The sequence below is a fragment of the Streptomyces sp. NPDC026575 genome, from assembly GCF_055567415.1.
Genome location: NZ_JBVHQM010000012.1, coordinates 135,616 through 148,415, shown reverse-complemented (window position 1 = coordinate 148,415; position 12,800 = coordinate 135,616). Strand labels below are relative to the sequence as shown.

The window sequence follows — 12,800 nt, the reverse complement described above, 5'->3', positions numbered from 1 at the left end:
CCACCCAAGGTGCAAACCGGGTCCGTTCGCGGGATCCCGGTGAACCTCTCAGGTTCCGATGACAGATGGGGAGAACGTCTTGTCACCCATGCCTGGGAGCCCAGAACCATGACAGATGCCCCCCGCCGCACCGCGCTGGACGCCACCCACCGCGCGCTCGGCGCGACCATGACCGACTTCGCCGGCTGGGACATGCCGCTGCGCTACGGCAGCGAGCGCGACGAGCACGTCGCCGTCCGCACCCGCGCCGGTCTCTTCGACCTCTCCCACATGGGCGAGATCACCGTCACCGGCCCGCAGGCCGCCGACCTCCTCGACTACGCGCTGGTCGGCAACATCGGCGGCGTCAAGACCGGCCGCGCCCGCTACACCATGATCTGCGAGGACGGCGGCGGCATCCTGGACGACCTGATCGTCTACCGGCTCGCCGACCAGGAGTACATGGTCGTCGCCAACGCCTCCAACGCCCAGGTGGTGCTGGACGCGCTGAACGCGCGAGCGGGCGGCTTCGACGCCGCGATCCGCGACGACCGGGACGCCTACGCGCTGCTCGCGGTGCAGGGACCGCAGTCCCCGGGGATCCTCAAGTCGCTGACCGACGCCGATCTGGACGGCCTGAAGTACTACGCCGGTCTGCCCGGCACGGTCGCCGGCGTCGACGCGCTGATCGCCCGTACGGGATACACCGGCGAGGACGGCTTCGAGCTGTTCGTGCGGCCGGCGGACGCGGTGGCCCTGTGGGAGGCGCTGACCGCGGCCGGCAAGGACGCGGGCCTGGTGCCCTGCGGTCTGTCCTGCCGCGACACGCTGCGCCTGGAGGCGGGCATGCCGCTGTACGGGCACGAGCTGACCACCGCCACCACGCCGTTCGACGCGGGCCTGGGCCGGGTCGTGAAGTTCGAGAAGACCACCAACAACGGCGACTTCGTGGGCCGCGCCGCGCTCGCGGCGGCCGCCGAGCGCGCCGAGACCGCCCCGCCGCGCAAGCTGGTCGGGCTGATCGCCGAGGGCCGCCGGGTGCCGCGCGCCGGATACCCGGTCGTCGCGGCCGACGGCACGGTCATCGGCGAGGTCACCTCCGGGGCCCCCTCCCCCACCCTCGGCAAGCCGATCGCCATCGCCTATGTCGACGCGGCCTACGCCACCCCGGGCACCGAGGGTGTCCGCGTGGACATCCGTGGAAGCCATGAGCCGTACGAGGTCACCGCGCTGCCGTTCTACAAGCGGCAGAAGTAACGGTTCGCCGGCGGCAGCCCCGGAAGTGGGGCGCGCCCGCGTGTCTCACTGTGCAAGACGCTCCCCCGGACCTTCGCCCGGGAGGTGCCCCCATTCACGATCACACCCTCGCGTACAGGAGAATCGAGCCATGGACAACCCCCAGCAGCTGCGTTACAGCAAGGAGCACGAGTGGCTGACGGACGCCGTGGAGGGCGTCTCGACGGTCGGGATCACCGAGCACGCGGCCAACGCGCTCGGCGATGTGGTCTTCGTGGAGCTTCCCGCGGTCGGCTCGACGGTCACGGCGGGCGAGTCCTGCGGTGAGCTGGAGTCGACCAAGTCCGTCAGCGATCTCTACTCGCCCGTGGACGGCGAGATCACCGAGGTCAACGAGGATGTCGTCGGCGACCCCTCGCTGGTGAACTCCGCCCCGTTCGAGGGCGGTTGGCTGTTCAAGGTGAAGGTCAGCGGTGAGCCCGAGGACCTGCTCTCGGCCGACGAGTACACCGCCTTCGCCGCCGGCTGATCCCGGACCCCTCTCCCCAGGAAGACTCATGTCGCTTCTCAACAGCTCCCTGCACGAGCTCGACCCCGACGTCGCCGCCGCCGTCGACGCCGAGCTGCACCGCCAGCAGTCCACCCTCGAAATGATCGCCTCGGAGAACTTCGCCCCCGTCGCCGTCATGGAGGCCCAGGGCTCCGTCCTCACCAACAAGTACGCCGAGGGCTACCCCGGCCGCCGCTACTACGGCGGCTGCGAGCACGTCGACGTCGTCGAGCAGATCGCCATCGACCGCATCAAGGCGCTCTTCGGCGCCGAGGCCGCCAACGTGCAGCCGCACTCCGGCGCACAGGCCAACGCCGCCGCCATGTTCGCCCTCATCAAGCCGGGCGACACCATCCTGGGCCTCAACCTCGCCCACGGCGGTCACCTGACCCACGGCATGAAGATCAACTTCAGCGGCAAGCTCTACAACGTGGTGCCCTACCACGTCGACGAGAAGACCAACCTCGTCGACATGGAAGAGGTCGAGCGCCTCGCCAAGGAGCACCGCCCCAAGCTGATCGTCGCCGGCTGGTCCGCCTACCCCCGCCAGCTCGACTTCGCCGCCTTCCGCCGGATCGCCGACGAGGTCGGCGCCTACCTGATGGTCGACATGGCGCACTTCGCCGGCCTGGTCGCCGCCGGACTGCACCCCAACCCGGTCCCGCACGCCCACGTCGTGACCACCACCACCCACAAGACCCTCGGCGGCCCCCGCGGCGGCGTCATCCTGTCCACCCAGGAACTCGCCAAGAAGATCAACTCCGCGGTCTTCCCCGGCCAGCAGGGCGGCCCGCTGGAGCACGTCATCGCGGCCAAGGCGGTCTCCTTCAAGGTCGCCGCCTCCGAGGACTTCAAGGAGCGCCAGCAGCGCACCCTCGAAGGCGCCAAGATCCTCGCCGAGCGCCTCGTCCAGGACGACGTCGCCCAGCACGGCGTCTCCGTCCTGTCCGGCGGCACCGACGTCCACCTCGTCCTGGTCGACCTGCGCGACTCCGAGCTCGACGGACAGCAGGCCGAGGACCGCCTCCACGAGGTCGGCATCACCGTCAACCGCAACGCGATCCCGAACGACCCCCGTCCGCCGATGGTCACCTCCGGCCTGCGCATCGGCACCCCGGCCCTGGCCACCCGCGGCTTCACGGCCGAGGACTTCCGCGAGGTCGCCGACATCATCGCCGAGGCCCTCAAGCCCGCCTACGACGCCGAGGCCCTCAAGGCCCGGGTCACGGCGCTCGCCGACAAGTACCCGCTGTACCCGTCGCTGTGACGCGTCTCATGCGGTGATCCTCCGCCCCGCCGGTCACCGGCGGGGCGGAGGCCGAACGGGCCGTGGGCCCGGGGCCGTTGGTCCCGGGCCCACCGTCCGCGTACCGGTTCTCCTCCCCCCTTTCGCGAAATCACGAGGAAAATCCGGTGATCGGCGAGAAATAAGGTGGCCCCCGGCAAATGGCAGGGCCCCTCGACCGTGAAGGGGGCACTTCTCGACGGCAGGACGGACGACACATCCCATGGACATGAGCGCGGGCGAGCGCAAGGGGCTCAGCCTCTTCGCCCTCATCATGATCGGCATAGGCTCGATCTTCGGCTCCGGCTGGCTCTTCGGCGCCGGTGCCGCCGCCCAGGTGGCGGGCCCCGCGGCGCTGGTCGCATGGGTGATCGGCGCCGTCTTCATCGGCATGATCGCGATGTCCTACGCGGAGGTCGGCTCGGCCTACCCGATCCCCGGCGGCATGGCCCGCTACGGCCATCTCTCCCACGGGCCGGTGCTCGGCTTCCTCACCGGCTGGGCCGTGTGGATCGCGGTCGCCTCGCTCATCCCGATCGAGTCGATCGCCGCCACCCAGTACATGACGTCCTGGAGCTTCGAGTGGGCGAAGGGGCTGGTCGACCCGGCCACCCACCAGCTCACCCTCTCCGGCATCTGCACGGCGCTGGCGCTGACCGTCGTCCTCTGGCTGACCTGCTTCTGGTCGGTCCAGCTGCTGGCCCGCGCCAACACCGTGCTCACCCTGGTCAAGTTCGCCATCCCGGTGCTCGCCGTGCTGGCGCTGATCGGCTCCGGCTTCCACACCTCGAACTTCACCTCGCAGGGCGGGTTCGCCCCGTACGGCTGGCCGGCCGTGCTCACCGCCGTCACCACCTGCGGCGTGATCTTCGCCTTCAACGGCTTCCAGGCCGTGGTCAACCTCGGCGGGGCCGCCAGGAACCCGGGCCGGGCCATCCCGATCGCCCTGGTCGGCGCGCTCGCGCTGGGCCTGGTGATCTATCTGGCGCTGCAGACCGCCTACCTCGGCTCCGTACCGCCCGAGCAGCTCCAGCGGGCCGGCGGCTGGCAGGGCGTGAACCTCAGCTCGCCGTTCGCCGACCTCGCCAAGCTGCTGATGCTGCACTGGGTGGTCACACTGCTGCAGTTCGGCGCCTTCATCTCGCCGGCCGGCTCCAACATCGCCAATGTCGCCTCGGCCGCGTACATGGTCACCAATCTCGCCGAGACCGGCTTCTTCCCCAGGAAGCTGGCGGCCGTGCACCCGCGCTACGGCACCGCGCGCCCCGCGATGTGGCTCAACCTCGGCTTCTCCGTCCTGCTGCTGCTCACCGTCGGCCGCAGCTGGCAGGCGCTGGCCGGGGTGGTCTCGGCGGCCATGGTCATCTCGTATCTGATCGGCCCGATCGCGGTGGGCGTGCTGCGGCGGACCCAGCCGGACCTGCCGCGCCCCTTCCGGCTCCCCGCCGCCGGGTTCCTGTGCCCGCTCACCTTCACCTTCGCCGCCTGCGCCCTGTACTGGTCGAAGTGGCCGGACACCGGCAAGGTCGCCGTGCTGACGCTGGTGTCCGTGCCGATCGCGGTGCTGGTGCTGCGGCGCAAGGGGGAGACGCGGCTCGCCCGGCAGTTCGCCCCGGCCTGGTGGATGATCGTCTTCCTGGTCTGGATGGCCGCGCTGTCGGCGCTGGGCAGCCCGGACTTCGGCGGCCATGGCATCATCCCCGGCGGCCTGGACATCGCCCTGGTCGCGCTCTCGGCCCCGGCCTTCTATTTCTGGGCCGTACGCGCCGGAGTCGGGGCGCGGACGGCGGGCCTGACCGGCCCGTCCGCCGGCTCCGTATCCGTCCCGAAACCCACTGTTACGCCCGAGGACGAACGCCCGATGGTCTCCGTCTGACGGCACCGCGCCGGGTCCGGGTTACGCTCGACAAACGGCGCAGAAACGTACCTCCTGCCCCATTGCTCCACCGTCCACCACGAGCAGACAAGGGAGTCCGCCACCGTGGCCATCTCCGTCTTCGACCTCTTCTCCATCGGCATCGGCCCCTCCAGCTCCCACACCGTCGGCCCCATGCGCGCCGCCCGGATGTTCGTCGGACGCCTCAAGAAGGACGGCCTGCTCGCCCAGACGGTCAAGGTACGCGCCGAACTCTTCGGCTCCCTGGGCGCCACCGGCCACGGCCACGGCACCCCCAAAGCCGTCCTCCTCGGCCTCGAAGGCCACTCCCCCCGCACCGTCGACGTCGAAACCGCCGACGACCAGGTCGAGCGCATCCGCACCACCAAGCGCCTGCGCCTGCTCGCCACCGAAATAGGCACCGACCAGGAAATCGACTTCGACGAGTCCAGCGAACTGATCCTGCACCGGCGCCGGGCCCTGCCCTACCACGCCAACGGCATGACCCTCTTCGCCTACGACGCCGCCGGCGCCCCCCTGCTGGAGAAGACCTACTACTCCGTCGGCGGCGGCTTCGTCGTGGACGAGGACGCCGTCGGCGAAGACCGCATCAAACTCGACGACACCGTCCTGACCCACCCCTTCCGCACCGGCGACGAACTCCTGCGCCTGACCCAGGAGACCGGCCTGTCGATCTCCGCCCTGATGCTGGAGAACGAGAAGGCCTGGCGCACCGAGGAAGAGATCCGCGCGGGACTGCTGGAGATCTGGCAGGTCATGCAGGCATGCGTGGCCCGCGGCATGTCCCGTGAAGGCATCCTGCCCGGCGGGCTGAAGGTCCGCCGCCGCGCCGCCACCGCCGCCCGCGCACTGCGCGCCGAAGGCGACGCCCAGGCCCACGCGATGGAGTGGGTCACCCTCTACGCCATGGCCGTCAACGAGGAGAACGCCGCCGGCGGCCGGGTCGTGACCGCCCCCACCAACGGCGCCGCCGGCATCATCCCCGCCGTCCTGCACTACTACCTCAACTTCGTCCCCGGCGCCGACGAGGACGGCATCGTCCGCTTCCTGCTCGCCGCCGGCGCCATCGGCATGCTCTTCAAGGAGAACGCCTCCATCTCCGGCGCCGAGGTCGGCTGCCAGGGCGAGGTCGGCTCCGCCTGCTCCATGGCCGCCGGCGGCCTCGCCGAAGTCCTCGGCGGCTCGGTGGAACAGGTCGAGAACGCCGCCGAGATCGGCATGGAACACAACCTCGGCCTGACCTGCGACCCCGTCGGCGGCCTCGTCCAGATCCCCTGCATCGAGCGCAACGGCATGGCCTCGGTCAAGGCCGTCACCGCCGCCCGCATGGCCCTGCGCGGCGACGGCCGCCACCACGTCTCCCTCGACAAGGTCATCAAGACCATGAAGGACACCGGCGCCGACATGAGCGTCAAGTACAAGGAGACGGCGCGGGGCGGGCTCGCGGTGAACATCATCGAGTGCTGAGGCCGCTCCTCGATGTAGGCCCTGACCAGCGCGTTCGTCTCTTTCAGCGCTGTCAGGGCCTTCCCTGCTTACGCGGCGGAAAGTCCCTGAAATCTCCCTGGGACAGGCGTGAAAGTCCCTGAAAAGTCCCTGGGAAATTCTTCGCCGATCGGCGTCTGACCTGGGGTTCATCGCACCTGCTCGACGACGGCCCCCTCTCCCAGCGCCCTTCGATCGGCTCTGCGGTGACGATCAACTAGGCAATGCCTGCACGGAGGATCGGGCACGGTTAGCGACCCCCTCAATAACAAGAGTGTTGTTAAAGTAGATCCATGGCCACCTCCTCCGCTCCCGGCGAAGGCCCCGTCCGTCCGGTCTCCGTCTCCCTCCACGAAGGCACCATCGCCGCCCTCAAGGCACGTACCGGCAAGCGAGGCATGTCCGCCTACGTCGAAGCCCTCATCCAGCGCCAGCTGGAGCGGGACCGGCTGCGCGAACTCATCGAAGACGCCGAAGCCGAACACGGCCCGGTGGACCAGGCAGCGGTCGAGACCAAGCGAGGCATCCTGCGCGGTGACACGGCCAGCTCGGCGGACGCCGCGTGAGCGGGACGCTCGTCCTGGACTGCGAGGGGCTGTCCAAACTCGTACGACGCTCCCCTGAACTCACCGAGTGGCTGGCTGCGGCCGAGGCCGAGGACATCCGCGTGGTCACCAGCTCCGTCACGCTGGTCGAAGCACGCGATCCCAAGGTCAACCAGGCCCGCTTCGACTACGCCGTTTCCCGCGTGAACATCGTCCCGCCCACCGAAGCCATCGCCCGCCACGCCAGCAAACTCCTCGCCGCTGCCAGCCTGCACGGCCACAAGTACGCCCTCGACGCCATCGTGACCGCCACCGCACTCGCCTCGCCGGCCCCTGCGACCGTCCTGACGTCGGACCCCGAGGACCTCCTCATGCTGTGCGGCCCCGGCATCCGCATCGTCAAGGTGTGACCGCGAGGCCGCGGCTCAACGGAACGCGGATATCCCTGCGTGTGGAGCGCGCCGCGCACAGCCCGCAGCCCGTCTTCGTCCCATCCTTCGACCACGGCCCCGACGGTAGCGCGCCACCGAGGACGTACGACGCCGGGACCCATCGGCTTCCCGCTGCCCGATCCGTACACAGGCGCCGGTCTCGCCCGGCGCCGGCGGGGTGGACGATGTTGTTCCACTCAGCGGCGCCGCTGGCGGCCGCTCTTGCCTGCGGGGCGCCTGGGCTTCCGGGCGCGGCCGAGGAGAGCACCGGGGGTACCCAGTGCCCGTGCCGCCAGCTGCCTGAGCTCGTCGAGTCCGGACCGATCCGGGTGCGCGGAGTCCAGTGCGGCGGCAACCGCATCCCTGGCCTCGATGCCCTGGGCGCGCAGCGCCTCCTCGGCGCCGTCCCGGCCGCCCGCCAGCTCCACGAACTGGAGCAGGCTCTCGGCGAGCACCAGCAGATGCTCGGCGTCGGTCATGTCCTCGGGAGGCAGCAATTCATGGCGCGCCAGTTCGCTCAGCGCGAGCGGCGCGAGCTGAGCATCGCCACGCAACTGGCGCAGCAGCCGTTCGCCCTCGCCGTCCGGCAACGCCGCCAGAAGTACGCCAAGCATCGCCTGCGCACGCACACGGAAAGGCATCGACCGTACCGCTTCGACGAGTTGCCGCAGTGCGGCATGCCGCTCGCCGTGGGCCGAAATCCAGCCGGCCAGCTCCGCGCGGGCGGCATCCGGGTCGTAGTCGTCGGCCAGCACCCCCAGCAGGCCGGCCGCCGAGGCATGGGCCAGCTCGCCGACCAGCGGGGCGTCCCGGCCGACCGCCAGCAACCGCTGCCGTACGGCCCAGGTGCCCAGCTCGGTGAGACGGATGAGCTCGACCGGCCCAGCGGTCAGCTCCTCACGCTGGGCACGGTCACGCTCCTGCGCCGCCGGATCCGCTGCCGCCCCCGCGACACCCAGCAGCTCCGCGAGCTCGGGTGGCATGTCCGCGGGCAGATCGTCTCCGACGTCCGAGAGGTCGACATCAAGGAACACCGGATCGGCCATGCCTCGGTCGCGGTCGATCGCGCCGAGGTCCACCAGAACGTCGAGTACCGTGCGCAGATCCCGGTCAGCGTGTTCGAACCACATCCGGTGCTGGACGTCCGACCCGCCGTCCCACTCGAAGATGGCCCGGTAGGCCAGGTGCACAGAGTCACGCAGCCGCGGCCAAGGCATCGGGTACGGAAGGCTGTAGAGCGTGTTCAGCACGTCCTCCAGCACGTCCTCGTACACATCGAAGAGCATCGACTCCACATGCCAGCCGCTGCGCGCACCGATCACGGCCTGCCGGAGCTCGAAGCACGCGTCGAAGGCGCGCAGCCACAGCTGAAGCGGGTCGGCCAGCAAAGGCCGGGCCTTGGCCACCGCATGCAACCGCCCCTTGACCACCCGGACCAGCCGCGCCTTCTTCGCCCACTCCACCAGCAACCCCAGCCGCGGCAGGTCAGCCGATGAGCGCACCCCCTCGACGTTGTCGCCAGTGCCCAGCACGTCCACCAGTTCGCGGGCATCGGCCATCCGCAACCGCCCCGCCGCCGTCACCACGCGGCCGCCCTGGCCCGCCCACTCGGCGAGCCCACGCAACTGCGCCACGATCGTCGACGCCTCGGCCCGTCGGCGCAGTTCGCCGTCCGGGAGGAGCGCCACGGGCAGCTGCGGCTCGGCCCGGGCCGAGCCGGACAGCGCATGGCCGGTCACCCGCCGTTCCATGATCGCGTCGAGGGCCTGCTCATCGTAGGCGGCCTCCCCACGCTGCGCCCGCTCCGCGAACCGCTGCAACGCCGCACCGTCCAGGACGTCCACGCCCTGTTCGGCGGCGGTCATCGCCCAGAACTTCGCCAAACCCCAGCGGGTACGGTCCGCCATCGCCGCCGGATACTGCTCGGCCACTGTGTCGACCGCTGCGAGGGAGTCCTGAAGTGCGGGGCCGCGCGGGTCCGCCAACTGCGCGGCGTGCAGATAGCGCAGCAGCATATGCAACGTGCCTGGGGCGTCGCCGCGTTCCTCACCGGGGAGTCCGGTGACCGTCTGCGGCAACCAGAAGAGCAGACACTCCTCCACATGCCGCGACTCCCACAGCCCCAGCCGCCCGTCGGCCGTCGCCCGGTGCCGGTAGTCCAGCGCCGCCTCGGCCATGAACCCGTCAACCGGCAGACCCCGCTCCCCAGCCCACCGAACCAACCGGTCGACCAGCAGCCCACGCGCCGCCTCGTACTCCTCCTCGGCCCCGGCTTCGAACCGCATCCGCATGAACCCGCCCAACGTGTCCGCAGCACTCCTTGCCACACCACGCTATCGCCGAACCACGACGCGCAACGCAGCCGAGGAGGAGCGGCCCGCTACCCCGTGGGCAGCACGTAGTGGTAGTTGCCGTCGCCGACCGCGGCTTCGAGCATCCGGACGACAGACCGTGCATCGTCGTACGGACCCGCGACATAGAACGGCACGCCGTCCCGGCCGAACTCGATCGGCACCGGCCCCGCAGGCTCACCCAGGTACGCGGCCGCCGCGGCGAACTCCTCATGCGGCTCGAAGCCCAGCCCGCGGGCAAACGCCACCGCTCCGTGCACCACATGCTGGGCCAACTCCAGTGGCGCCTCGACACCCGGCGAGTCGAACGCGGAGAAGAACTCCCGCCGCCAGGCATCGAGGGAACCTGATCCCATCATGTGCGGCCCGTTCACGTTCTTCACACCGAGGCAGTGCACGTCGACCAGGAACCCGCAGACCGTGACCCGGCTCGCCCGCTCCCGCCGGGCAACCACCACCCCGGCCAACCCACCCGAGGCAGTCTCCACACCGAACAGCGGGTCGCTCCGGTGCCAGGCATGAGGATCGTCGCCGAGGCCGAGCCCCTCGCTCCACCCCGGGCTGAGCCAGCAGCCGACCAGGGCACGGCCCGCCGGATCATCGATCGCCTGTTCGGCCTCGGCAGCCCGCCGCACCAACGCGCTCGCGGCCGACGGTCGCACGCCAAGCGCCCGGGCGATCTGCTTCGGCCCGCTGCCGCGCCGCCGAAGCTCACTGGAAGACCAAGGGCTCACACGCCCCGGGTGGGCACCGATGTCCCCAGCTCGGGGACGGGCGCGACCCGGAGCGCTCCTTCCCACAACGACAACCGCGGTGATCACTCCGTACCCGTCTCAGGTCGACGACACCGCAGAGTCCAGCCTCGCGCTTGTTGTCCGACATCGACAAACCTCGACACGCTCGGGAACTACCGCCTGCCCGACCGCCGCGCACGCCGCCTGCCGCACTACCAGTGCACCGATGCGCTCCCTTTGTGCACCCCGATCGGCAAGGAGGCTGACCAGCCATCAACCATCCACGAAAACAGCAGTTCAGGGCCTGTCCGCACACCCCTTTCCGTGGACTGCCCTCAACGGCGAACCCCAGACCTACGCATTTCGTCTACGCAGGCCAGGGACTGCATTCACGCCCGGACCAAACAGCATGAAAAGAAAGAAACCCCAGGTCAGAAGGCTGACCTGGGGTTCCGCTGGAGCCGCCGTCGGGATTCGAACCCGAGACCTACGCATTACGAGTACGGCGCCCAGATGAAGCAATCGAACGTCCGCATGGGCGCCAAAGATCCGACCCGTACAGGCATGCCACACGCCGGTCGGATACCTTGTAGACAATTGCCGGCAAGAAGTCCCTGCAAAATCCCTGACGTGTCGCACGGCGCGCTTGCCACGCCAAATTCGCAGGTCAGAGCCATGATCAAAAGTGGCCGACATGAGCGTCAAGTACAAGGAGACGGCGCGGGGCGGGCTCGCGGTGAACATCATCGAGTGCTGAGGAAAGAGGCCCTGACCAGCGCGTTCGTGTCTTTCGGCGCTGTCAGGGCCTTCCCTGCTTACGCGGAGGACCGGGCGGGGCGGGCGTCCGCACGGTCCCGTCACAGGACCTCGGAGACCTGGTAGGCGATACCGCCCTCGACGAGGTACCCCGACCCGACGCCGTGGGGTGAGCGGGCCGACACACGAACGCCGGTCGCCGTTCAACAGCGTTGATATCGTGGGCAGTTGACGCTGTGATCAAGAACGACCGCAGGCGAGGGGCAGAACCGACCTATGGCATCAGGCACGTTCAGCATCGGCGGCGAGCGCACCGTTCGGCGGCTGGGGTTCGGGGCGATGCGTCTGCCGACCGCTCCCGGGCCGGCTCGGGAGACCTCCCTCGCCGTGGCCCGGCGCGCCGTCGAGCTGGGTGTCACGCTGATCGACACCGCGCACATGTACGGATGGGGTGCCAACGAGGAGCTGCTCGCCGAGGCGCTGCACCCCTACCCGGGCGATCTGCTCGTCGCGACGAAGGTCGGGATCGCGCCACCGACCGCCGACCGCGAAGCGGCGGTCCACGGCCGGCCGGAGTTCCTGCGGGAGCAGGTCGACGAGGGCCTGCGCCGGCTGCGGGTCGAGCGCCTCGAACTCCTCCAGCTCCACCGCATCGACCCGGAGGTGCCGCTCGCCGACCAGCTGGGCGCGCTGCGGGAACTCCAGATCCAGGGGAAGATCGGCCACCTCGGGCTGTCCGAGGTCACCGTCTCCGAGCTCGAAGAGGCCCGGAAGATCATCGACGTGGTGAGCGTGCAGAACCGGTACAGCATGCTCGACCGCGAGCACGAGGCCGTGCTCGACGCCTGTGACGCCGCGGGCATCGCCTTCCTGCCCTGGCGGCCGGTCCACCCCTCGGCGAACTCGGCGGCCGACGAGATCGCCGCCGTGGCGGCCGAACTCGGCGCCACGGCGGCACAGGTCTCGCTCGCCTGGCTGCTCGACCGCTCGCCGGTCGTGCTGCCGATCCCGGGCACCGGCTCGATCGACCACCTGGAGGAGAACACCGCCGCGGCGGACCTGCGGATGACCAAGGACCAGTGGCAGCGGCTCGACCGGCTGCAGGCGAGCTGAGGGGCCGCCGGCCGCGGACGGCCTACCGGCCGATCTCCCAGGCGAAGGGGGGAAGTTCGCGGGCCCTGGAGTAGATGTCCAGGGCGTGGTGTGCGAGGACGAAGGGGTGGACGCGGGCGCCTTCGAGGCCGGCCAGGAGGCGGGCGCAGTGCTGGACGCAGCCGGCGACCTCCTTTCCGTGCCGGTCGACGATGGTGGCGGCGTCGTGCGGCCCGTCGCACGGGGCGGGATCCGCGGCGGCGGCGGCCGGGCAGCGGCGGTGGCGGAGTGCGGAGCGCGCGGCGCCCTCGCCGGTCGGCGGGTACGGGATGGCGGCGTCGAACGGCTGGTTCATGCGCATGTCCCCCTGGTGGTGCGGCGGTACGGACCGTGGCGGTGCCGGTGGCGCGATCGTGTCGGTCCCGGCTCCCAGGACAGTGGTGCTCGGTGCGGAAGCCG

At 70.3% G+C, this 12,800-nt stretch carries 11 protein-coding genes; 8 read left to right on the top strand and 3 right to left on the bottom strand.

Going from position 1 to position 12,800, the window contains the following annotated elements:
* Window positions 1-108: 108 nt before the first annotated feature.
* The 7 genes from gcvT to ACZ4NB_RS18835 all read left to right on the top strand — a co-directional run bounded on the left by gcvT (window position 109) and on the right by ACZ4NB_RS18835 (window position 7,387).
* Window positions 109-1,236 carry a glycine cleavage system aminomethyltransferase GcvT gene (gcvT, locus tag ACZ4NB_RS18865; protein WP_467662849.1) on the top strand — a complete coding sequence of 376 codons (1,128 nt, stop codon included), beginning with the start codon at window positions 109-111 and terminating at the stop codon, window positions 1,234-1,236.
* Window positions 1,237-1,366: 130 nt separating this feature from the next.
* The gene (gene gcvH / locus ACZ4NB_RS18860; RefSeq protein ID WP_467662847.1) at window positions 1,367-1,744 is read left to right on the top strand and encodes a glycine cleavage system protein GcvH; all 378 of its coding nucleotides are present in this window, start codon (window positions 1,367-1,369) and stop codon (window positions 1,742-1,744) included.
* 28 nt (window positions 1,745-1,772) lie between these two features.
* Window positions 1,773-3,032 carry a serine hydroxymethyltransferase gene (gene glyA / locus ACZ4NB_RS18855; protein ID WP_407287973.1) on the top strand — a complete coding sequence of 420 codons (1,260 nt, stop codon included), beginning with the start codon at window positions 1,773-1,775 and terminating at the stop codon, window positions 3,030-3,032.
* Between the two features lie 241 nt (window positions 3,033-3,273).
* Window positions 3,274-4,926: an APC family permease gene (locus ACZ4NB_RS18850; RefSeq protein ID WP_467662845.1), complete on the top strand. Its 1,653-nt coding sequence runs from the start codon at window positions 3,274-3,276 to the stop codon at window positions 4,924-4,926.
* A 105-nt stretch (window positions 4,927-5,031) separates the two neighbouring features.
* Window positions 5,032-6,414 carry an L-serine ammonia-lyase gene (locus ACZ4NB_RS18845; protein WP_467662843.1) on the top strand — a complete coding sequence of 461 codons (1,383 nt, stop codon included), beginning with the start codon at window positions 5,032-5,034 and terminating at the stop codon, window positions 6,412-6,414.
* A 311-nt stretch (window positions 6,415-6,725) separates the two neighbouring features.
* Window positions 6,726-6,998, top strand: a complete 273-nt coding sequence (locus tag ACZ4NB_RS18840) for a hypothetical protein (RefSeq protein ID WP_467662841.1) — start codon at window positions 6,726-6,728, stop codon at window positions 6,996-6,998.
* Window positions 6,995-7,387, top strand: coding sequence for a type II toxin-antitoxin system VapC family toxin (locus tag ACZ4NB_RS18835; protein WP_093647231.1), 393 nt, complete (start codon window positions 6,995-6,997; stop codon window positions 7,385-7,387). The genes ACZ4NB_RS18840 and ACZ4NB_RS18835 overlap by 4 nt, the downstream gene beginning before the upstream one ends.
* A 218-nt stretch (window positions 7,388-7,605) precedes the next feature.
* On the opposite strand, the gene ACZ4NB_RS18830 is transcribed toward ACZ4NB_RS18835, so the two are convergent.
* Window positions 7,606-9,711: a hypothetical protein gene (locus tag ACZ4NB_RS18830; protein ID WP_467662839.1), complete on the bottom strand. Its 2,106-nt coding sequence runs from the start codon at window positions 9,709-9,711 to the stop codon at window positions 7,606-7,608.
* A 77-nt stretch (window positions 9,712-9,788) separates the two neighbouring features.
* Window positions 9,789-10,421, bottom strand: a complete 633-nt coding sequence (locus tag ACZ4NB_RS18825) for a hypothetical protein (RefSeq protein WP_467662837.1) — start codon at window positions 10,419-10,421, stop codon at window positions 9,789-9,791.
* A gap of 1,104 nt (window positions 10,422-11,525) precedes the next feature.
* Between ACZ4NB_RS18825 and ACZ4NB_RS18820 the strand changes: the two genes are divergently transcribed.
* Window positions 11,526-12,362 carry an aldo/keto reductase gene (locus ACZ4NB_RS18820; protein WP_467662835.1) on the top strand — a complete coding sequence of 279 codons (837 nt, stop codon included), beginning with the start codon at window positions 11,526-11,528 and terminating at the stop codon, window positions 12,360-12,362.
* A 22-nt stretch (window positions 12,363-12,384) separates the two neighbouring features.
* Here ACZ4NB_RS18820 and ACZ4NB_RS18815 read toward each other — a convergent pair whose 3' ends face one another.
* On the bottom strand, window positions 12,385-12,696 hold the full coding sequence (locus ACZ4NB_RS18815) for a hypothetical protein (protein ID WP_467662833.1): 312 nt from the start codon (window positions 12,694-12,696) through the stop codon (window positions 12,385-12,387).
* Window positions 12,697-12,800 lie beyond the last annotated feature (104 nt).